Raw genomic sequence first — 19,435 nt, 5'->3', positions numbered from 1 at the left:
CGTGGAGGCGCTGCACCTGGCCGGCGTCGTCCTGCCGGACGGCGAGCACCGCGAGCTGTGGGTCACCGGCGGCCGGATCACGACCGAACCCGTCGCCGGAGCGGAAACCGTTGTCCGGGAAGGCTTTCTCGTTCCCGGGCTGGTCGACGCGCACTGTCATCCCGGGATCGGGGTCGGCGGCGCGACCACGCTCGAAGAGGCCACCGAGCAGGCGATCACCGACCGCGACGCCGGGACGCTGCTGATCCGCGACTGCGGGCTGCCGATCGACGTCCGGCCGTTGCAGGAGCGGGCCGATCTGCCGCGGATCATCCGCGCCGGACGGCATCTCGCCCTGCGCAAGCGCTACATCCCGGGCCTCGGTATCGAACTCGAAGACCCGTCCGAGCTGCCGGAGGCGGTCGCCGAACAGGCGCGTGACGGCGACGGCTGGGTCAAACTCGTCGGCGACTGGATCGACCGGGGCGTCGGTGATCTCGCGCCGCTCTGGCCCGACGACGTCCTCGCCGAGGCCATCGCCGCCGCGCACGCCGAGGGCGCCAAGGTGACGGCGCACGTGTTCGGCCAGGCCGCGTTGCCCGGTCTCATCGACGCGGGGATCGACTGCCTCGAACACGGCACGGAGCTTTCGGCGGACCAGCTGGGCGTCCTCGCCGAACGCGGGATCGCGCTCGTGCCGACCCTGATCAACATCGAGAACTTCCCCGGTATCGCGGACAAGGCGGGCAAGTACCCGGTGTACGCGGACCACATGCGGGCGCTGCACGCCGGCGTGGGGGAGATGGTCTCGACGGCGATCGAGGCGGGTGTCGGGGTGTACGCGGGAAGCGACGCGGGCGGCATGGTCGAGCACGGCAGGCTCGTCGACGAGATCGAGGCGCTGCACAAGGCGGGTATGTCCGCGGAGCAAGCGCTGGCGTCGGCTTCGTGGGCGGCCCGCGACTGGCTCGGCGTACCGGGCATCGTCGACGGCGCTTCGGCCGATCTGCTCGTCTACCCGTCCGATCCGCGCGAGGATCTCGCGGTGCTCCGCCATCCGAGCCACATCGTCCTGCGTGGCAAGATCTACGCCTGACCCGACTCCACCCGTGACCGGAGCGGCACTTAGCGTGGAGGCGTGGTGGACGACGGGCAGGCTCGTGAGCGTCTGGTGCTCGGAGCGCACTGGGGATTCGTAGCGTTCTTCGCGGGCATCGCCGGATACCACCTCGTCACGCTCGTCATGAGCTTCCTGATGTCGGGTCGCTTCGGCGGCTACGACCCGCTCGAACTCCGCGACGTCGGCCCGCTGCTGATCCTCGCGTTCCTGCCGACCCTCGTGCTCGGGCTCGGCCCCGCGGTGGGCTCTCGCCTGTGGGGCCAAGGACTTCGCGCGGATTTCGGGCTCAAGCCCACCTGGCGCGACGTCCGGATCGGGCTCGCCTGCGGAGCCGCCGCGCTCGCCGCCGGCTACCTGCTCAACCTGCTCCTGCTCGCCGTCTACGGGACCGACAGCGACGACAGGACCTTCTCCGACGTCTCGCCGGGCCCGATCACCGAACTGTCGGGCACCACCGAAGGCGACACGGTCTGGCTGGTGCTGGCCGCGGTCATCGTCGTCCTCGCCGCTCCGGTCACCGAAGAACTGCTCTTCCGCGGCACACTGTGGAACGCCATGGGCTTCCACCGCCTGCCCTCATGGGTGATCCTGCTGGTGACGGCGCTGGTGTTCGCCCAGTTGCACGGCGAGGCCGCGCGCACGATCGCGTTGTTCGGCCAGGGCATCGCCATCGGTCTGGCCCGTTATCTGTCCGGCCGGGTGTGCGCGTCCGTGATCGCGCACGCGGCCAACAACCTCCCACCGGCTGTATTGCTCTTCGCGGCGAGGTGATCGCCGGTCCTGGCGGTTAGAGTCTTTGAGTAACCGAACGATCACCGGAGGATCGGCGTGACCGTATCTCAGCCAAGGGAGCCGATCCCCGAGGCGGCGCCGCCGGATGAAGTCACTGCCGGAGGTGAGGTGGCCGCGCCCGACACGCCACCGCCGCATCGCTGGGGATTCGGGGCCTTCCTCCTGGTGGAAGCCGTCCTGCTGGCGTCGGCGGCGTTCATCAGCGTCCTGCTCGGCGACGTCCAGCCCGGTCAGCCCCTGCCGATGCGCATGGTGCTGCTGGGCACCATGGTGCCGACGATGATCGCCGCCGGGGTGGCGCTGCTGATCACCCGGCTGCGTGGCAACGGACCGTTCACCGACCTGCGGATCGGCTGGAGCTGGGCCGACGTCAAGGTCGGGCTCAAACTCGGGGTGCTCGGGCTCGGGTTCACCTCGCTGGCCGCCTACGTCTGGACTCAGGCCGTCGGAAACGAGAACGCGACCTCGGCGATCTCCGCGCTCGTCGAGGACCGGCGGATGTCGGTCTCGGCGGCCGTCGTCATGTTCATCTACCTGTGGCTGGTCGGGCCGATCTGCGAGGAGATCATCTATCGCGGCCTCCTGTGGGGCGCGGTGGAGCGGCTCACCTGGCGCACCGAACGCTGGGGGAGGATCGCGGCGTTCCTCGTCTCCACGGCGGTTTTCGCGGCGAGCCACCTCGAACCGCTGCGTACCACCTTGCTGCTGGTGATCGCGATCCCGATCGGGCTGGCCAGGGTGTTCACCGGGCGGCTGCTCGGCAGCGTCGTCGCCCATCAGGTGAACAACTTCCTCCCGGCCGTGACGATCCTGCTCGCCTCGCTCGGGATAGCCGCGTTCTGACGGCGGGCGGGCGTCTGGCAGAATGTTCGCTTGCCTGCTTTGGCCGGACCCTCTCACCGCGCCCGAGCTCACCCTTCGGGTGTGCGCAGCCGTGTCCCCACTCGGCTGGCGTGCGCCTTCCACATGCATCAGAGAGAACTGAGGAGTACCCACACCCGTGGCCGTCAAGATCAAGCTGCAGCGTCTCGGCAAGATCCGTGCGCCGTACTACCGCATCATCGTCGCCGACGCGCGCACCCGCCGTGATGGCAAGGCCATCGAGACGATCGGCAAGTACCACCCCAAGGAGGAGCCGAGCCTCATCGAGGTGAACTCCGACCGCGCCCAGCACTGGCTGTCCGTCGGCGCCCAGCCGACCGAGCCGGTCCAGCGCATCCTCGAGATCACCGGTGACTGGCAGAAGTTCAAGGGCCTGCCGGGCGCCGAGGGCACCCTGAAGGTCGCCGAGCCGAAGCCGTCGAAGCAGGACCTCTTCAACGCCGCGCTCGCCGCCGCCGGCGAAGAGCCCTCCGCCGAGGCCACCACGCCGAAGAAGAAGTCCGCTCCGAAGAAGGCCGAGGCCGAGAAGGCCGAAGCCGCCGAGGGTGACAAGGCCGAGGCGTGAGCTTCCTCGCTGACTCCCTCGAGCACCTGGTGCGCGGGATCGTCGACAACCCGGACGAGGTCCGGGTCGAGCTGCTGACCACGCGCCGTGGCCGCACGCTCGAGGTGCACGTGCACCCCGACGATCTCGGCAAGGTGATCGGCCGGGGCGGTCGTACCGCGACCGCCCTGCGCACCGTCATGGGCGGCATCGGTGGCCGCGGCGTCCGCGTGGACGTCGTCGACACCGATCGCTGACCAAGGACTGAACGGGATGGACGTCGTAGTCGGCCGGATCGCCAAGGCGCACGGAATCCGCGGGGAACTCGCGGTGGACGTGCGCACGGACTCACCGGAACAGCGGTTCGCGGTCGGTTCGGCCGTCACGACGAAGCTGCGTGACGGCAGCAGCAGAAACCTCACCATCGCAGCCGCCCGCGAACACAGCGGGCGGCTGCTGGTGCGTTTCGAAGAGGTGCTGACCAGGGACGTCGCGGAGACCCTCCGCGGCGCGCTGCTGATCGCCGACACCTCGACGCTGCCGCCGACCGAAGACCCCGACGAGTTCTACGACCACGAACTCGAAGGCCTCCGGGCCGAACTCGGCGACGGCACCGTCGTCGGCAAGGTGCTCGAAATCGTGCATTCGCCGGCCGGGGAACTGCTGTCGATCGAACACGACGGACGTGAGGTGCTGGTGCCGTTCGTGAAGGCGATCGTCCCGGCCGTCGACGTCGCGGGCGGCCGCGTGGTCCTCGACCCGCCGGAAGGCCTGCTGGACGCCTGATGCGCCTCGACGTCGTCACGATCTTCCCCGAATACCTCGACCCGCTCCGCGCCGCGTTGCTCGGGCGCGCGATCGACCGCGGCCTCATCGAGGTCGGCGTGCACGACCTGCGGGACTGGACGCACGACGTCCACCGCGCCGTCGACGACGCCCCGTACGGCGGCGGGCCCGGCATGGTGATGAAACCGCAGATCTGGGGCCCCGCCCTGGACGACGTCTGCGGCGAGAACACCCGCCTCGTGGTCCCGACCCCCGCCGGGCGGCCGTTCACCCAGGCCATGGCCCACCAGTACGCCGCCGAGGAGCACCTGGTGTTCGCGTGCGGCCGTTACGAGGGCATCGACCAGCGGGTGATCGACGACGCCGCGCGGAGGATGCCCGTCGACGAGGTCTCCATCGGCGACTACGTGCTGGTCGGCGGCGAGGCCGCGGTACTGGTGATGGTCGAAGCCGTCGTCCGGCTGCTGCCCGGAGTCCTCGGCAACGCCCGCTCCGCCGAGGAGGACTCGTTCTCCGACGGCCTCCTCGAAGGCCCCAGCTACACCCGTCCGGAGGTCTGGCGCGACCTGGCCGTACCGGACGTCCTGCGCTCGGGAAACCACGCGCTGATCGACCGCTGGCGCCGCGACCAGGCGCTGGAACGCACCGTCCGGCGCAGGCCCGAACTGATCGGGCAGCTGCCGGAGGGTAGTCTCGACAAGCACGATCTCGGTGTCCTCGAACGGTTGGACGAGGGCACCGGCCAGGCCGGGTCAAACGCCTGAGACCTGGTCTGCAATACTTGACAGGTTGGCGTGAGTGGACGCGCGGCTTCGCAGCCGGCGCCGTACACCGGAACGCCATCAGCCCCCGGGTAGGTCGCAGTGCCCGACACTGCGCGCCCAAGCTGCACGTAAGCCATACGAAGACGAGGACGGACCACCGATGAACACCCTGGACGCGCTGGACGCGCAGTCACTGCGTTCCGACATCCCGGACTTCCGACCGGGCGACACGCTCAAGGTTCACGTCCGCGTCATCGAGGGCAACCGCGAGCGCAACCAGGTCTTCCAGGGCGTCGTGCTGCGTCGCCAGGGCGGCGGCATCCGCGAGACCTTCACGGTCCGCAAGGTGTCGTTCGGGATCGGCGTGGAGCGCACGTTCCCGGTGCACTCGCCGAACATCGCCCAGATCGAGGTCTTCAAGCGCGGTGACGTCCGCCGGGCGAAGCTGTACTACCTCCGCGAGCTGCGCGGCAAGGCCGCCAAGATCAAGGAACGCCGCGAAAACCGCGAGACGACCTCCGCTTCCTGAGTAGCCACTCGGTTACAGGTAACCTGGCGTCGTGGTCGAACCCGTGTCCCAGAACACCTCCGAAGACGAGCCCGATCGCCCCGAAGAGGAGCGCCCCACCCGGGCCTCCCGCCGGGGCCGATCCGGATCCAAGAAATTCGGCAAGGTCAACAAGAAGCGGTCGTTCTGGAAGGAACTGCCGATCCTGATCGTCGTCGCACTGGTGCTGACGATCTTGATCCAGCAGTTCCTCGCCAAGGTCTACATGATCCCGTCGGGGTCGATGGAGACCACTTTGCACGGCTGCTCGGGATGCACGGGCGACCGGATCCTGGTCGACCGGATCACGTACGACTTCACCGATCCCAGCCCGGGCGACGTGGTGGTCTTCAAGGGACCGCCCGCCTGGGTCGGCGAGATCGACACGCCGGAGTCCAGCAACATCTTCGTCACCGGATTCCGCACGCTGGGTTCCCTGATCGGGTTCGCGCCGCCGGACGAGCGTGACTTCGTCAAGCGGATCATCGCGGTCGGCGGCCAGACGGTCCAGTGCTGCGACAACAACCGCGTCGTCGTCGACGGCAAGGCACTCGACGAGCCGTACGTCCACTGGGAAGAGGGCATGGCCCCGACCGAGCGGACCTTCGAGCCGGTCAAGGTGCCCGCCGGATACGTCTGGGTGATGGGCGACAACCGCAACAACTCCAGCGACTCCCGTATCCAGGGTGGCGGTGGGGTCAACGGCGCCGTCCCGGTGGACAACATCATCGGCAAGGCACGGGTCATCGTGCTCCCGCCCGGCCGCTGGGGTGGCGTTTCGGACCACAACCCGCAGGCGAACGCTCAGCCGCTGGCGCTCGGCGCCCCGGCTTGGCAGCAGGGGCTCCCCTTGGGGGTCGGTATCGCCGCGGCGTGGCCCGTGCTCTTCCTCGGCAGGCGGATGTCGGCCGGAGTGCGCAAGGCGGTCGACCGGAGGCGGTAAGGCCTTGAGAGTTCCTGTACCGCTCACACCGGCCGAGCCGCTTCGGCCGCCGCGGGCAGTGGTGCGTGGCGACCTCTTCTGGGGTTTGCAGGGTGCGCTGGACCGGCGGGGCCTCGGGCCCGTCGCCGGAGTCGACGAGGCAGGGCGCGGTGCTTGCGCCGGCCCGCTCGTCGTGGCCGCCTGCGTCCTGCGGCCCGGCGACGCCGCGCGATTGCCCGAGCTCACCGATTCGAAGGTGCTCACGGCCAAGGCGCGCGACCGCGTGTACGACCGGGTCGTCCAGCGTGCCGTCGACTATTCGGTCATCGTCATCCCGGCGGCCGAGGTCGACCTGTACGGCATCCACGTCATGAACCTCGAAGGCATGCGGCGCGCCGTCTCGGCGTTGCGGAACGCGCCCGGTTACGTCCTGACCGACGGATTCCGCGTGTCCGGGCTGCCCGCGCCGAGCGTCCCGGTGATCAAGGGGGACAAGGCCGTCGCGTGCGTCGCGGCGGCTTCAGTGCTGGCGAAGGTCACCCGTGACCGGATCATGGGCGACCTGCACGACGTCCATCCGCACTACGGTTTCGACGTGCACAAGGGATACAGCACCACCGATCACAGCGCGGCGCTGAACACTCACGGTCCGAGTCCGGTCCATCGCTGGTCGTACGCCAACGTGGCCACCGCCGCCGCCGCGCACCGTGTCCGGCCGCCTCACCCGGTCGTGCTCACCGTCGCGGCGCTGGAAAACCCGAGCGTGCCGATACGTGCCCTCGGCCCGTACGTGGGTGACAATGAACGCTCCGCCGCTGGAACAGCAGCAAAATCGCGAGGAGGGGCGCGGATTTCATGAGCGCAGAGGATCTCGAGAAGTACGAGACCGAGATGGAGCTCTCGCTTTACCGCGAGTATCGCGACATAGTCGGCCAGTTCTCGTACGTGGTGGAGACCGAGCGGCGGTTCTATCTCGCGAACGCCGTCGACGTGCAGGTGCGCGACGGTGGCGGTGAGGTGTACTTCGAGGTCCGCATGTCCGACGCGTGGGTCTGGGACATGTACCGGCCCGCCCGGTTCGTCAAGCACGTCCGGGTCATCACGTTCAAGGACGTCAACGTCGAAGAGCTCGACAAACCGGATCTCCGGCTGCCGGAAGACGGACCGTTCTCCGGCTGATGCCCTGAGTACGTGGAAGGCCCCCTTCACCTGGCGTCCAGCCCGTGAAGGGGGCCTTCCACGTACTTGCCCGGGGCGCATAGCACAACCCACCGACGATTCCGTCCGACGAGCTCCCACGACGGCCCAACCATCCACAACACCCCGGTTGTCCACAGGCGGCCAAATCGGGTCTGTCCGCCACCCCCTCACCCTGGCAGCGTTGATCGCACACGCACCGTGACGATCGCTGAGGGGGATCGAGATGACGAGCACCGCCGAACAACCATCCGCCGGGACACCCCGGATCGAACTGGGCCGCTGGGGTGAGGACCTCGCGGTCCGGCATCTGGAGAAAACGGGCTATGTCGTCCTGAGCCGTAACTGGCGTTGCCGTGACGGCGAGCTGGACCTCATAGCGACCGACACGAAACGCCTCGTCTTCTGCGAGGTCAAGACGAGGACGGGGCTGGGCTTCGGTACTCCGGCCGAGGCGGTGACCCCGGACAAGGCGGATCGCATCCGCCGTCTCGCGTACCAGTGGCAGCGCAAGTTCATGCTCCGCTGGTGCCCGGTCCGCTACGACATCATCGCGATCGTCGCCCAGCCCGACGCCCCGCCCCGGGTGCGGCATATCAAGGCGGCGTTCTGAATGGCGCTGGCGAAGGCCTGGTCCGTCGCGCTGCTCGGCGTCGACGGCAGGATGATCGAGATCGAGGCCGACATCGGCGGTGGCTCGCCGAAGGTGACGATGGTCGGCCTTCCCGACACCGGGCTGAAAGAGGCCAAGGACAGGGTCCGTTCCGCCGTGCGCAATTCCGGGCGGACCTGGCCGGACGAGAGGGTGATCCTCGGCCTGTCGCCGGCGAATCTGCCGAAGGTGGGGTCCGGCTACGACCTGGGGATCGCGGCGGCGGTCCTGGCCGCCACCGGCTCGGTCCCCGCCACGAAGCTGCTGAACACCGTGCTGCTCGGTGAGCTCGCCCTCGACGGCCGGGTACGGGCGGTCCGCGGGGTCCTGCCGGGGCTGTTGGCGGCGCGCAACGCCGGGTACCGGCGGGCCGTCGTCCCCGCCGAGTCGCTGTTCGAAGCCGCTCTCGTGGACGGGCTGGAGGTCGGCGGGGTAGCGCGGCTGAGCGAGTTCTTGGACTGGCTCAAGGGCGAAGGGGAACTCACCCGCCCCGAGCCGTCGGCAGTCCAGAAGCCGCCGCGGGTGCCGGACCTCGCCGACGTCGTGGGGCAGCCGGAAGCGCGATGGGCGTTGGAGGTGGCCGCGGCAGGCGGGCATCACCTGCTCATGACCGGCCCGCCCGGGGTGGGCAAGACGATGCTCGCGAAACGCCTTCCCGGTCTGCTTCCTCGGCTGACCGCCGAAGAGTCGTTGCAGGTGACAGCGGTGCATTCGGTCGACGGTTCGCTCTCCCGCGCCGAACCGCTGGTCACCGTGCCGCCGTTCGTCGCGCCGCATCATTCGATCAGCGTGCCCGCCCTGATCGGCGGCGGAAGCGGCCTGGCGGTCCCCGGCGCGATCAGCCGGGCGCACCGGGGAATCCTGTTCCTCGACGAGGTGTGCGAATTCGGCCCGGAACGGCTGGAGTCGCTGCGCACGGTGCTCGAAGAGGGCGAAGTGCGGATCGCGAGGGTCAAGGGCTCCGTGCGATACCCCGCGCGTTTCCAGCTGGTGCTGGCGACCAACCCCTGCCCTTGCGCCCCGGCGAAGGACGCCGACTGCACCTGTTCGGCGACCGTGCGAAGGCGCTACTTGGGCCGGCTGTCCGGGCCATTACTCGATCGGGTGGATCTGCGGGTTCGGCTGCGCCCGCTGTCCGCGCTCAGCGCGCACCTGAGCGAGCCGCCCGAGGCGTCGGCGGCCGTCCGGGAGCGAGTGCTGGAGGCACGCGAGCGGGCCGGGAAACGCTGGGCGGAGCAAGGCTGGCTCACGAACGCGGAAGTGCCCGGACCCGCGCTGCGCCGTGAGTTCGCCCTGCCACCGCAGGTCACGGCGCTGCTGGACCGGGCGCTGGAGAGGGGTGCGATCACCGCCCGCGGCGCCGACCGCTGCCTTCGCATCGCTTGGACGCTCGCCGATTTGAAGGGGGCCGACAAGCCGGAGGCGGATGAGGTCGCGGCTGCCCTGAACTTCCGCGAGAGGTCATCCGGATGAGTGAACTCGAAGCCGAACGTCTCGCGCGGTCGTACCTCCTGCGCGTTGCCGAGCCTCCGGCACCCGCTTTGGCCGGCTTCGTCGGCGAAGTCGGCCCTGTCGTGGCCGCGGAACGGGTGCGGCGCGCCGACTGCCCGCCCAAGGTGCGGGACGAGACGGCCGCCCGGCGGGCGCACGACTACGCCGAGCGGGATCTGGAGCGGGCCGCGGCCGACGAGACCAGGCTCGTCATCCCGGAAGACGGCGAATGGCCCGCTTGGCCGTTGCTTTCGCTGGCCGTGGCGCAGAGCAGGGGCGTTTCCGGTGTGGCACCTCCGCTGGCACTGTGGGTCCGCGGCCCGGCCAAGCTCGATGAAGCGGTCGACCAGGCGATCGCGATCGTCGGCGCCCGCGCGGCGACCGGATACGGCGAGCACAACGCGGCCGAGGTGGGTTATCACCTCGCGAGCCGCGGGATCCCGGTGTTCTCGGGAGCGGCGTACGGCATCGACGGCGCGGCCCACCGGGGCGCGCTGAGCGCGGGCGGGACGACGGTCGCCCTCCTCGGCTGCGGAGCCGACGTCGGGTACCCGGCGCAGCACGCGACCTTGTTGCGCAACATCGGAAAGGCCGGCGCGGTGGTCAGCGAATACCCGCCGGGCACCTCGCCCGCGAGGCATCGGTTCCTCGTGCGGAACAGGCTCATCGCGGCGCTCACGGAGGGGACGGTCGTGGTCGAGGCGGGCAGGCGCAGCGGCGCGCGGAACACCGCGAGTACGGCCGGGGCCCTGGGCAAGGTCGTGATGGCCATGCCGGGGCCGGTGTCGTCGGGGATGTCCGCCGGCTGCCACGCGCTGATCCGCGAAGGCGAGGCCACGCTGGTGACCTCGGTCGACGAGATCCTCGAGACCGCCGGACGGCTGGGAGCGCCGGGAGCGGATCCGTCGAAACCGCGCCGCCGCACCGATCGGCTCGGTCCGGAGGCGCTGCGCGTGCACGACGCGCTGTCCGAGCGATCGGCGAGACCGGAGGAACGGCTGGCGGCCGAGTCCGGCATCCCGGTCGAGCGCGTCCGCTCGCTGCTTCCCGAACTGGAACTCGAGGGCTTCGCGGAAAAGAGTGACACAGGGTGGCGAAGAAGGGCCGCCAAGACCTGACTGGCCTACACCTGAGACGCCATCCCGGCACGATCCGACCACGGACACCGCAACAGGGTGCGGCGATACTTGACCATCCGCCGTACATCGCGCAGCGTGATCGGCATGCCGTCGACCGAAGGTCCCCACGGCACGGGGAAACGCGCCCGCAGACCCGATCTGCGCGCCGCCCGTGCCGCGCTGCCGGAATCTGTCCGGAAGCTGATCGACGACTACGAGCGGCACCTTTCGCTGGAACGCGGGCTGTCCGCGCACACCGTGCGTGCCTACCTCGGCGACGTGGTGTCGCTGACGGGTTTCGTGGACGGGAACGGCGGCCGGTTCGAAGATCTCGACATCGGGGTACTGCGCGGTTGGCTCGCCCGGCAACGCGAGGAGGGAGCCGGCCGGACGACTTTGGCGAGGCGTGCGGCCGCGGCCCGCACCTTCACCGCGTGGGCACACCGACGTGGGGCGCTCGCGTCGGATCCGGGCGGACGGCTGGTGGCGCCCCGCGCGCACCGCAAGCTTCCCGGGGTCCTCCGCGCGGAGCAGGCGAGCGATGTCATGCGCTTCTCAGCCGCCGGTGCCGAACAGCGCGACCCGGTGGCTTTGAGGGACAGTGCCATCGTGGAACTGCTCTACGCGACCGGTGTGCGGGTCTCGGAACTGTGCGGGCTGGATGTGGGCGACGTCGACTTCTCCCGCCGGGTCGTGCTCGTGCTGGGCAAGGGCGGCAAGGAACGGGTCGTACCGTTCGGCGTCCCCGCCGAAACGGCTTTGCGGGCATGGCTGGACGAGGGCAGGGGAAAGCTCGCCGTCGAGACGAAGGATCCGGGGAAAGCGGCGCTCTTCCTGGGGGCCCGGGGTGGCAGGCTCGACCCGCGGGCGGCCCGGCGGATCGTCCACGACGCCGTCGGTTCGGTGCCGGGCGCGAACGACATGGGGCCGCACGGCCTGAGACATTCCGCGGCCACCCATCTGCTCGAAGGTGGCGCTGATCTTCGAAGCGTTCAGGAACTGCTTGGTCACGCTACGCTGGCTACAACGCAGCTCTACACTCATGTGACCGTCGATCGGCTGAAGGCGATCCACGACCGCGCGCACCCCCGGGCCCGATGATGCCGGGGAGAACTCGGCAGGTGACCCGGCGGCCCGGACCGGCGGCGCACGCGCATCCGCACGAGCACGGAGACCACGCTGAGTCGCATGCTGAGAACGGCGGTCCGATGACCGCCGACCCACATGTCACCGAAGCCGCCGGGAAACATCGTCCCGGCGGGGACGGTCCTGCCGTCGCACCCGAAGCACGGACCGGCTACGAAGTGGACGCCGGGATCCAGGCGCTGTGGCGGGAGTTCACCGAGTCGCCGGACCAGGTCGTGCGCGACCGGCTCGTGCTCCACTACGCCCCGCTCGTCAAATACGTCGCGGGCCGGGTCGGCACCGGCCTGCCGACCCACGTCGACGTCGGTGACCTGATCCAGTCCGGGATCTTCGGCCTGGTCGACGCGATCGAGAAGTTCGAACCCGCCAGGGGCCTGCGGTTCGAGACCTACGCCATGCAGCGCATCCGTGGCGCGATCCTCGACGATCTCCGTTCCCAGGACTGGGTGCCCAGGGCGGTCCGCAGCAAGGCCCGCGAGGCCGAACGCGCGCTGGAACGTCTCGGCGCCCGGCTGAACCGCACACCGACCGACGCCGAGCTCGCGGCCGAGCTCGAAATCAGCGTCGACGACCTGCGCGAGTTCTACGGGCAGATGCAGCTGACCAGCGTCATCGCACTGGAAGACCTGGTCGCCGCGGGCAAGGACAGCGGCTCGCTGGTGGACACCCTGCCCGACGACGGCGCCGTCGACCCGGTGGCCGTCCTGGTCGACCAGGACAACCGGCGCCAGCTGGCGCAGGCGATCGCCCAGCTGACCGAACGCGACCGGATCGTGGTCGGTCTCTACTACTTCGAAAGCCTCACGCTCGCCGAGATCGGCAAGGTCCTCGGCGTCACCGAGTCACGGGTCAGCCAGCTGCACACCCGCGCCGTCATGCGGCTGCGCGCCAAACTGGTCGAGCAGGCCTAGCCGGTCGGTCCCGCGACGATCAGCCGCGGTGCCCGGCTGTCCGACGCCCGCCCGGGCCGCTCCGGGTGAACCGGCAAGGCCGCACGTCGCGGCCTTGCCGCGCTACTGGAAGCCCCTTTCTCGAGTGAGTGCGCCGCACGCGCCTCCTGACAGAGGGACGGCGCGCGTGTCTGGAGGGACGGCACATGTGTAAGGCCGGACGGCGGGTGTGTCTGGCCGGACGGCGGGTGTGTCTGGAAGGGCGACGCGTGTGTCTGGAGGGACGACGCGCGTGTTCGGGCCGGGTGACGTGTGTTTTGGGGCCGGAACAGGCGTGGAGCCGGAAGGCACGTCGCGGCCCCGGACTCGGAGTGATCGTCCGCCCAGCATGGGAGTTCCGCCTTCCAGCACGCGAGTTCCGTCTCCAAGCACGCGTGTTCGGCCGTCGATCACGCGAGTTCCGTGCTCAGGCAAGTGCGAATCGCGTGATCTGCCGAGGACCCCGCGTCCCGCTCTGGCAACCCAGGCCCCACCTGGATCATTCGCGGGCAGGGAGCGGCGCTGGCCCCGGAACGGTCACTCAGTCCCCTTCCCACGGTTTGAGCCGGATCTCGGACGGCTCGCCGATCAAGGCGAGCGGATCGACGTACTCCTCGCCACGCCGGACGCCGAAATGCAGGCACGCCGGCTCCGGGCAGCCAGGGTGTCCCGCCGCGAGCGTCCCGAGCACCTGCCCGCGGTAGACCTGATCACCCGCGGTGACCGTCGGGGCGAGCGGTTGATAGGTGGTGCGAAGCCCGCCATCGTGGTCGATCGACACCACGCCGCGGCCGGCCACCTGCCCGGCGAACATCACCACTCCTTCGGCGGCCGCGAGCACGTTCGTTCCCGGTGCCGCGGCGAGGTCGACTCCCCGATGACCGGGGCCGTACGGAGTCGAGGGCGGCTCGAAGTACCTGGTGACGCTCGGTGCCGGCGAGAGCGGCCAGGAGAGGCGCCCTTGCGGGGAGGGCGCGCCTCTGGCCGTGCCCGGCATCGCCGCCGACGCGAAGATCGCGAGCAGTGTCGCGAGGATCGCGAGGCGGGGAAGCCGCCGAGGGCGCCCAGGGCGGCGGTGCCGCCCACCGGTGCGGTCGAGAGCGAAGGAGTGCCTGGTGACAGGGCGGGAACAGGTCGTCATGGTCATGTGTTCCAGGCTGGGGGACCGGCGTGGCGTGCGGGGCGCGCCGGGGGAATCTGTGGATAACCGAGGTGGTTGTGGACAACCCCTCTCAGCAGGGGCTGCCGGTGCGGTACCCGGTGGCGACAGGGAGTAGACTCTTTTGCGCGGTCCGCGGCAGCGGACTGACTTCGCGTGCACGTGCGCGCTCCCGATGGCCGATCTCCTCACGGAGGGTCAGGACAGCCGGGGGCACACGGCCCGGCGGTCCTTGGGGTCACTTCGCCACAGGGTCCGGGCCCGAGCATCGGCACCAGGGCGATCGGCCACCCGGCCGAGAGCGACGAACCGAGCAAGCGCGTTCCGGCGGAGCCGGGCGCGCACGACACAGAAGAGGTTGATTCCGGCAATGGCCGTCGTCACCATGAAGCAGCTGCTCGACAGCGGCGTGCACTTCGGGCACCAGACCCGTCGGTGGAACCCGAAGATGAAGCGCTACATCTTCACCGAGCGCAACGGCATCTACATCATCGACCTGCAGCAGACGCTGACGTACATCGACCGTGCGTACGAGTTCATCAAGGAAACCGTCGCGCACGGCGGCACCATCATGTTCGTCGGCACGAAGAAGCAGGCTCAGGAAGCCATCGCCTCCGAGGCCTCGCGCGTGGGCATGCCCTACGTGAACCAGCGCTGGCTCGGCGGCATGCTGACCAACTTCCAGACGGTGCACAAGCGTCTCCTCCGCCTGAAGGAGCTCGAGTCGCAGGAGCAGACCGGCGGTTTCGCCGGCCTGACCAAGCGCGAAATCCTCACGCTCACCCGTGAGAAGGACAAGCTCGAGAAGACCCTCGGCGGTATCCGCGACATGGCCAAGGTGCCGAGCATCGTGTGGATCGTCGACACGAAGAAGGAGCACATCGCCGTCGGCGAGGCTCGCAAGCTGAACATCCCGGTGGTCGCGATCCTGGACACCAACTGCGACCCGGACGAGGTCGACTACCCGATCCCGGGTAACGACGACGCCATCCGTTCGGCCGCGCTGCTGACCAAGGTCGTGGCCGAGGCCGCCGCCGCCGGTCTGATGGCCCGCTCCAGCCGCAACGGTGCCTCCGCCGACGCCAAGCCCGAGGCCGGCGTCGCCACGGACGAGCCGCTGGCCGAGTGGGAGAAGGAGCTGCTCGCCGGTTCCGAGACCGCCGCCGCGGACGCCAAGGAAGCCGCCGCCGCGACCGACGCCGCCACCGAGGCCCCGGCCGAGCAGGCCACCGCCTCCTCCTGATCCACCAGCTCGTGGGGCCGCCTCCGGGCGGCCCCACGAGTGAATTCCCCAAAAGACTTTCTCGTACCTGAAAAAGGACGGACACACCCACGATGGCGAACTACACCGCCGCAGACGTGAAGCGTCTCCGGGAGCTCACCGGCTCCGGCATGATGAACTGCAAGAAGGCGCTGGAGGAGAACGACGGCGACTTCGACAAGGCCGTCGAGTTCCTGCGCATCAAGGGCGCCAAGGACGTCGGCAAGCGCGCCGAGCGCGCCACCGCCGAGGGCCTCGTCGCCGGTGACGGCGGCGTGCTGATCGAGCTCGACTCCGAGACCGACTTCGTCGCGAAGAACGAGGACTTCCAGGCCCTCGCCGCGAAGATCGTCGAGGTCGCGAAGGCCGAGAAGACCAGCGACGTCGAGAAGCTGAAGGCCGCCTCGCTCGACGGCAAGACCGTCGAGGAGCAGGTCCAGGAGCTGGCCGCCCGCATCGGTGAGAAGCTCGAGCTGCGCCGTGTCGCCGCTTACGAGGGCACCACCACCACGTACCTGCACCGTCGCGGTGCGGACCTCCCGCCCGCCGTCGGCGTGCTCATCGAGTACACCGGTGAGGGCGAGGCCGCCGCCGAGGCCGCTCGTGGCGCCGCCATGCAGGTCGCCGCGCTCAAGGCGAAGTACCTCACCCGTGACGAGGTCCCGGCCGAGGTCGTGGAGAACGAGCGCCGCGTCGCCGAGGCGACCGCCCGCGAAGAGGGCAAGCCGGAGCAGGCCATGCCCAAGATCATCGAGGGCAAGGTCAACGCCTACTACAAGGACAACGTCCTGCTCGAGCAGCCTTCGGTCAAGGACAACAAGAAGACCGTCAAGGCCCTGCTCGACGAGGCCGGCGTGTCCGTGAGCCGGTTCGCCCGGTTCGAGGTCGGCCAGGCCTGATCAAGGCGCGGAACACAAGAATCACCACTGTGCCCCGTCTCCGTCCATCGGGGACGGGGCACAGTCGGGTTTCAGAGCATTAGGGAGGGCGACATGGGTGTCCGGGTCGAAGGCGGATACCGGCGGGTGCTGCTGAAACTGGGCGGCGAGATGTTCGGCGGCGGTTCCATCGGGGTCGATCCCGATGTGGTGCACTCGGTCGCCCAGCAGATCGCCGACGTCGCACGGACGGGTGTGCAGATCGCCGTCGTGATCGGCGGTGGCAACTACTTCCGCGGCGCGGAACTGTCGCAGCGCGGCATGGACCGCGACCGCGCGGACTACATGGCGATGCTCGGCACCGTCATGAACTGCCTGGCGCTGCAGGACTTCCTGGAGAAGGAGGGCCTGCCCACCCGGGTGCAGACCGCCATCACCATGGGGCAGGTCGCCGAGCCGTACATCCCGCGCCGCGCCGAGCGTCATCTGGAGAAGGGCCGCGTCGTCATCTTCGGCGCGGGGGTCGGCATGCCGTACTTCTCGACGGACACCGCCGCCGCGCAGCGCGCGCTCGAACTCGGCTGCGAAGCCGTCTTGATGGCGAAGGCCGTCGACGGCGTCTACACCGCGGACCCGAAGAGCGATCCGACCGCCGAGATGTTCCACGAGATCAGCCACCGCGAGGTGCTGGAACGGGACCTCAAGGTCGCCGACGCCACCGCGTTCAGCCTGTGCATGGACAACAACATGCCGATCATCGTGTTCAATCTGCTCACCGAGGGGAACATCGCCCGCGCGGTCGGCGGTGAAAGGATCGGCACCCTGGTCGACACCCCCGCCGACGGGGTGCCCGCGTAGTCCTGCTCTGATCTCCGTAATCGGTACGCATACACAACAACGGGAGTTGCCGTGATCGACGAGACCCTCCTCGACGCCGAGGAGAAGATGGAAAAAGCGGTGTCCGTCGCCAAGGAGGACCTGTCGTCGGTACGCACCGGCCGGGCCCACCCCGGGATGTTCTCGCGCGTTGTCGTCGATTACTACGGCGCGCCGACCCCGCTGAACCAGCTGGCGGGCGTCAACATCCCCGAAGCCCGGATGGCGTTGATCAAGCCTTACGACCAGAGCTCCCTCAACGCCATCGAGAAGGCGATCCGCGAGTCGGACCTCGGCGTGAACCCGAGCAACGACGGCAACGTGATCCGCATCGTCATCCCGCAGCTCACCGAAGAGCGCCGCAAGGAGATGGTGAAGGTCGCCAAGGCCAAGGGCGAGGACGCCCGCGTCTCGATCCGCAGCGTCCGCCGCAAGGCCAAGGAAGAACTCGACCGGATCAAGAAGGACGGCGAGGCAGGCGAGGACGAGGTCGTCCACGCCGAGAAGGAACTCCAGAACCTCACCGACACCTACACCCACAAGGTGGACGAGCTGGTGAAACACAAGGAAGCCGAGCTACTCGAGGTCTGATGAGCCAGGTGAGCGAGGAACGCGAGGACCGGGTGGACGCCCCGGAACCGGTTCCGGCGGAGAAGCCGGAACCGGCGAAGAAGGTTTCCCGCGCCGGCCGTAACCTGCCCGCCGCGATCGGGGTCGGGCTGCTGCTGGGCGCGGCGATCATCACGTCCCTGCTCACCGTGCGTTTCCTGTTCATCGGCATCATCGCGATCGCCATCGCGGTCGGCACGATCGAGCTGGCCGGGGCACTGAAACGCGCGGCGGGCATCCGGATCGCGCTGGTCCCGGTGCTCGTCGGCGGTCAGGCGATGATCTGGCTCGCGTGGCCGTACGGCCGCGAAGGCGCGTTGACGGCGTTCGTGCTGACGGTGCTCGTCTGCCTGCTGTGGCGGTTGCCCGGCGGCGCGGACGGGTATCTGCGCGACATCAGCGCGTCGGTCTTCGCCGCCGCGTACATCCCGCTTTTCGGCGCCTTCGCCGCCATGCTCGTCCCGCCTGCCGACGGTGTCGGCCGGGTGCTGGCGTTCATGATCGGTGTCGTCGCCTCGGACACCGGTGGCTACATCGCCGGTGTGCTGGGCGGCAAGCACCCGATGGCGCCGACCATCAGCCCGAAGAAGACCTGGGAAGGGTTCGCCGGTTCCCTCGTGGCCGGTGTGGTCGCCGGTGCGCTGACCCTGAGCCTCCTGCTCGACGGCCACGCCTGGCAGGGTGTGCTGTTCGGCGCGGCGATCGTCTGCACGGCGACGCTGGGCGATCTCGTCGAGTCGCTGATCAAACGCGACCTCGGGGTCAAGGACATGGGGAACATGCTGCCGGGTCACGGCGGTTTGATGGACCGGCTCGATTCTTTGCTTCCTTCGGCCGTCGTCTCCTGGTTGCTGCTCTCGGCGTTCGTCCCCGTTTAGCCCCGGCCCGGCTCAGTCGTCGTAAGGATCGTCGACTTCGGCGGTGCCCCAGCCCTCGACGGCCCGGGAGTGGTCGATCACGGCGAAGACCGAACCGTCCGGGTCGGCGAGGATCGCCATCCGGCCGTACGGGGTGTCGTAGGGCTGGACCACGACGGAGCCGCCGAGCATCAAGGCCTGCCCGGCCGCGGCGTCCGCGCCGCGAGCCGGGTCGAGGGCCAGGTAGACCATCCAGTGCGGGGGAGTGTCCGGCCGGTACTCCGAGCCCATCACGTACCGGTACAGCACCGGTTCGTGCTCGATGAGCCATTCGGCGTAGTCGAGCGACGCGCCGTCGCCGATCTGGTGGCTGGTGTAGTTGAAGAGGCGGCAGTAGAAGTGATCCGCCGCCGCGCCGTCGTGGGTGTTGAGGTCCGCGCCGCTGAAGGTGTTCGGCACCCCGGTCGCGAATTCCCAGGTGGCGGGCGGCTCCCAGAAGACGACGTGCGCGCCGCACGCGTCGATCGCGTGAAGGATGTTGCCGCGATGCGGGATCGCCATCGGCCCGAGCGTGACCCGGCCACCGAGACTGTCGACCCATTCGGCGGCGGCGGCCGCCTGGTGCACCGAGATGTGGACGCTCCAGCCGGACGGCCCCTCCGCGCCCGCGCGGTACAGACCAGCGGTCGGGACGCCGTTCAGTGTCGCGATCGAGTACCGGCCGGTCGGCGTCGCCGGATCACGCTGAACGGTGAACTCCCAGTCGAAAAGCCCGCTGTAGAAGGCTTGTGTGGCCGCTTCGTCTCTGCACGCGAGCTCGATCCAGCACGGGATTCCTGAAGGTATGACGGAAGTGTGGGCGGCCGAGCCAAGCGACATGCGGTTCTCCCTTACCGGTGGGAGTAAAGTCTAGTCGCTGACCGCAT

Annotated in this window: 23 protein-coding genes; 21 read left to right on the top strand and 2 right to left on the bottom strand. The window is 69.3% G+C overall.

Translation table 11 applies throughout. The annotated features are described in order from the left end of the window. The first annotated feature begins 1 nt into the window (after position 1). From ACFWIW_RS12880 to ACFWIW_RS12805, 16 genes are all read left to right on the top strand, one after another. Complete coding sequence (locus ACFWIW_RS12880; protein WP_378368595.1) at positions 2-1,075, top strand: amidohydrolase family protein; 1,074 nt, start codon at positions 2-4, stop codon at positions 1,073-1,075. A gap of 45 nt (positions 1,076-1,120) precedes the next feature. Beyond that, positions 1,121-1,870, top strand: a complete 750-nt coding sequence (locus tag ACFWIW_RS12875) for a CPBP family intramembrane glutamic endopeptidase (RefSeq protein WP_378368744.1) — start codon at positions 1,121-1,123, stop codon at positions 1,868-1,870. Between the two features lie 57 nt (positions 1,871-1,927). Next, positions 1,928-2,734: a CPBP family intramembrane glutamic endopeptidase gene (locus ACFWIW_RS12870; RefSeq protein WP_378368594.1), complete on the top strand. Its 807-nt coding sequence runs from the start codon at positions 1,928-1,930 to the stop codon at positions 2,732-2,734. A gap of 157 nt (positions 2,735-2,891) precedes the next feature. Beyond that, the gene (gene rpsP, locus ACFWIW_RS12865) at positions 2,892-3,338 is read left to right on the top strand and encodes a 30S ribosomal protein S16 (RefSeq protein WP_240594235.1); all 447 of its coding nucleotides are present in this window, start codon (positions 2,892-2,894) and stop codon (positions 3,336-3,338) included. Further along, entirely contained in the window at positions 3,335-3,574 is a 240-nt protein-coding gene (locus tag ACFWIW_RS12860) for an RNA-binding protein (RefSeq protein WP_003103110.1), read from the top strand. The genes rpsP and ACFWIW_RS12860 overlap by 4 nt, the downstream gene beginning before the upstream one ends. A 16-nt stretch (positions 3,575-3,590) precedes the next feature. Then, the gene (gene rimM / locus ACFWIW_RS12855) at positions 3,591-4,103 is read left to right on the top strand and encodes a ribosome maturation factor RimM (protein ID WP_378368593.1); all 513 of its coding nucleotides are present in this window, start codon (positions 3,591-3,593) and stop codon (positions 4,101-4,103) included. Further along, positions 4,103-4,867, top strand: coding sequence for a tRNA (guanosine(37)-N1)-methyltransferase TrmD (trmD, locus tag ACFWIW_RS12850; protein WP_378368592.1), 765 nt, complete (start codon positions 4,103-4,105; stop codon positions 4,865-4,867). The genes rimM and trmD overlap by 1 nt, the downstream gene beginning before the upstream one ends. Positions 4,868-5,027: 160 nt before the next feature. Continuing rightward, positions 5,028-5,396, top strand: a complete 369-nt coding sequence (gene rplS / locus ACFWIW_RS12845) for a 50S ribosomal protein L19 (RefSeq protein ID WP_378368591.1) — start codon at positions 5,028-5,030, stop codon at positions 5,394-5,396. A 31-nt stretch (positions 5,397-5,427) separates the two neighbouring features. Continuing rightward, positions 5,428-6,357 (top strand): signal peptidase I, encoded by a 930-nt coding sequence (lepB, locus tag ACFWIW_RS12840; protein WP_240594233.1) that lies wholly within the window; start codon positions 5,428-5,430, stop codon positions 6,355-6,357. A 58-nt stretch (positions 6,358-6,415) separates the two neighbouring features. Beyond that, a complete protein-coding gene (locus ACFWIW_RS12835) occupies positions 6,416-7,195 on the top strand; it encodes a ribonuclease HII (RefSeq protein WP_378368743.1) in 780 nt (259 codons plus the stop codon). Beyond that, positions 7,192-7,515: a DUF2469 domain-containing protein gene (locus ACFWIW_RS12830; RefSeq protein ID WP_003096226.1), complete on the top strand. Its 324-nt coding sequence runs from the start codon at positions 7,192-7,194 to the stop codon at positions 7,513-7,515. Before ACFWIW_RS12835 ends, ACFWIW_RS12830 begins: the two co-directional genes overlap by 4 nt. A gap of 244 nt (positions 7,516-7,759) precedes the next feature. Then, positions 7,760-8,146, top strand: coding sequence for a YraN family protein (locus ACFWIW_RS12825; RefSeq protein WP_378368590.1), 387 nt, complete (start codon positions 7,760-7,762; stop codon positions 8,144-8,146). Next, entirely contained in the window at positions 8,147-9,658 is a 1,512-nt protein-coding gene (locus tag ACFWIW_RS12820; RefSeq protein WP_378368589.1) for a YifB family Mg chelatase-like AAA ATPase, read from the top strand. Next, positions 9,655-10,794 (top strand): DNA-processing protein DprA, encoded by a 1,140-nt coding sequence (dprA, locus tag ACFWIW_RS12815; protein ID WP_378368588.1) that lies wholly within the window; start codon positions 9,655-9,657, stop codon positions 10,792-10,794. The genes ACFWIW_RS12820 and dprA overlap by 4 nt, the downstream gene beginning before the upstream one ends. A gap of 105 nt (positions 10,795-10,899) precedes the next feature. Next, positions 10,900-11,895 carry a tyrosine recombinase XerC gene (locus ACFWIW_RS12810; RefSeq protein ID WP_378368587.1) on the top strand — a complete coding sequence of 332 codons (996 nt, stop codon included), beginning with the start codon at positions 10,900-10,902 and terminating at the stop codon, positions 11,893-11,895. Between the two features lie 107 nt (positions 11,896-12,002). Further along, complete coding sequence (locus tag ACFWIW_RS12805) at positions 12,003-12,851, top strand: FliA/WhiG family RNA polymerase sigma factor (RefSeq protein WP_091600115.1); 849 nt, start codon at positions 12,003-12,005, stop codon at positions 12,849-12,851. 559 nt (positions 12,852-13,410) lie between these two features. On the opposite strand, the gene ACFWIW_RS12800 is transcribed toward ACFWIW_RS12805, so the two are convergent. Beyond that, complete coding sequence (locus ACFWIW_RS12800; RefSeq protein ID WP_360967297.1) at positions 13,411-14,016, bottom strand: M23 family metallopeptidase; 606 nt, start codon at positions 14,014-14,016, stop codon at positions 13,411-13,413. Positions 14,017-14,398: 382 nt separating this feature from the next. Here ACFWIW_RS12800 and rpsB point away from each other — a divergent pair, with 382 nt between their 5' ends. The 5 genes from rpsB to ACFWIW_RS12775 all read left to right on the top strand — a co-directional run bounded on the left by rpsB (position 14,399) and on the right by ACFWIW_RS12775 (position 18,530). Then, positions 14,399-15,271, top strand: coding sequence for a 30S ribosomal protein S2 (rpsB, locus tag ACFWIW_RS12795; RefSeq protein WP_378368586.1), 873 nt, complete (start codon positions 14,399-14,401; stop codon positions 15,269-15,271). Positions 15,272-15,363: 92 nt separating this feature from the next. Further along, positions 15,364-16,188, top strand: coding sequence for a translation elongation factor Ts (gene tsf, locus ACFWIW_RS12790; RefSeq protein WP_378368585.1), 825 nt, complete (start codon positions 15,364-15,366; stop codon positions 16,186-16,188). A 93-nt stretch (positions 16,189-16,281) separates the two neighbouring features. Continuing rightward, positions 16,282-17,025, top strand: a complete 744-nt coding sequence (pyrH, locus tag ACFWIW_RS12785) for a UMP kinase (RefSeq protein ID WP_364035029.1) — start codon at positions 16,282-16,284, stop codon at positions 17,023-17,025. A gap of 51 nt (positions 17,026-17,076) precedes the next feature. Further along, a complete protein-coding gene (gene frr, locus ACFWIW_RS12780; RefSeq protein WP_240594227.1) occupies positions 17,077-17,634 on the top strand; it encodes a ribosome recycling factor in 558 nt (185 codons plus the stop codon). Next, a complete protein-coding gene (locus tag ACFWIW_RS12775) occupies positions 17,634-18,530 on the top strand; it encodes a phosphatidate cytidylyltransferase (RefSeq protein WP_378368584.1) in 897 nt (298 codons plus the stop codon). Before frr ends, ACFWIW_RS12775 begins: the two co-directional genes overlap by 1 nt. Positions 18,531-18,542: 12 nt before the next feature. Here the strand turns inward: ACFWIW_RS12775 and ACFWIW_RS12770 are convergent, their stop codons facing one another. After that, positions 18,543-19,388: a VOC family protein gene (locus ACFWIW_RS12770; protein WP_378368583.1), complete on the bottom strand. Its 846-nt coding sequence runs from the start codon at positions 19,386-19,388 to the stop codon at positions 18,543-18,545. Between the last annotated feature and the right edge of the window lie 47 nt (positions 19,389-19,435).

This window comes from Amycolatopsis sp. NPDC058340, from assembly GCF_042723975.1.
Classification (GTDB): domain Bacteria; phylum Actinomycetota; class Actinomycetes; order Mycobacteriales; family Pseudonocardiaceae; genus Amycolatopsis.
This window is presented reverse-complemented; position numbering and strand designations above follow the sequence as displayed.

What these genes read in the sequence shown, in the direction of transcription:
- ACFWIW_RS12805 (WP_091600115.1), top strand. Translation starts at nt 12,003, where the DNA reads ATGACCGCCGACCCACATGTCACCGAAGCCGCCGGGAAACATCGTCCC.
- dprA (WP_378368588.1), top strand. Translation starts at nt 9,655, where the DNA reads ATGAGTGAACTCGAAGCCGAACGTCTCGCGCGGTCGTACCTCCTGCGC.
- ACFWIW_RS12800 (WP_360967297.1), bottom strand. Translation starts at nt 14,016, where the DNA reads ATGACCATGACGACCTGTTCCCGCCCTGTCACCAGGCACTCCTTCGCT.
- tsf (WP_378368585.1), top strand. Translation starts at nt 15,364, where the DNA reads ATGGCGAACTACACCGCCGCAGACGTGAAGCGTCTCCGGGAGCTCACC.
- ACFWIW_RS12825 (WP_378368590.1), top strand. Translation starts at nt 7,760, where the DNA reads ATGACGAGCACCGCCGAACAACCATCCGCCGGGACACCCCGGATCGAA.
- ACFWIW_RS12775 (WP_378368584.1), top strand. Translation starts at nt 17,634, where the DNA reads ATGAGCCAGGTGAGCGAGGAACGCGAGGACCGGGTGGACGCCCCGGAA.
- rimM (WP_378368593.1), top strand. Translation starts at nt 3,591, where the DNA reads ATGGACGTCGTAGTCGGCCGGATCGCCAAGGCGCACGGAATCCGCGGG.
- ACFWIW_RS12770 (WP_378368583.1), bottom strand. Translation starts at nt 19,388, where the DNA reads ATGTCGCTTGGCTCGGCCGCCCACACTTCCGTCATACCTTCAGGAATC.
- rplS (WP_378368591.1), top strand. Translation starts at nt 5,028, where the DNA reads ATGAACACCCTGGACGCGCTGGACGCGCAGTCACTGCGTTCCGACATC.
- trmD (WP_378368592.1), top strand. Translation starts at nt 4,103, where the DNA reads ATGCGCCTCGACGTCGTCACGATCTTCCCCGAATACCTCGACCCGCTC.
- ACFWIW_RS12810 (WP_378368587.1), top strand. Translation starts at nt 10,900, where the DNA reads ATGCCGTCGACCGAAGGTCCCCACGGCACGGGGAAACGCGCCCGCAGA.
- rpsB (WP_378368586.1), top strand. Translation starts at nt 14,399, where the DNA reads ATGGCCGTCGTCACCATGAAGCAGCTGCTCGACAGCGGCGTGCACTTC.
- ACFWIW_RS12830 (WP_003096226.1), top strand. Translation starts at nt 7,192, where the DNA reads ATGAGCGCAGAGGATCTCGAGAAGTACGAGACCGAGATGGAGCTCTCG.
- pyrH (WP_364035029.1), top strand. Translation starts at nt 16,282, where the DNA reads ATGGGTGTCCGGGTCGAAGGCGGATACCGGCGGGTGCTGCTGAAACTG.
- ACFWIW_RS12820 (WP_378368589.1), top strand. Translation starts at nt 8,147, where the DNA reads ATGGCGCTGGCGAAGGCCTGGTCCGTCGCGCTGCTCGGCGTCGACGGC.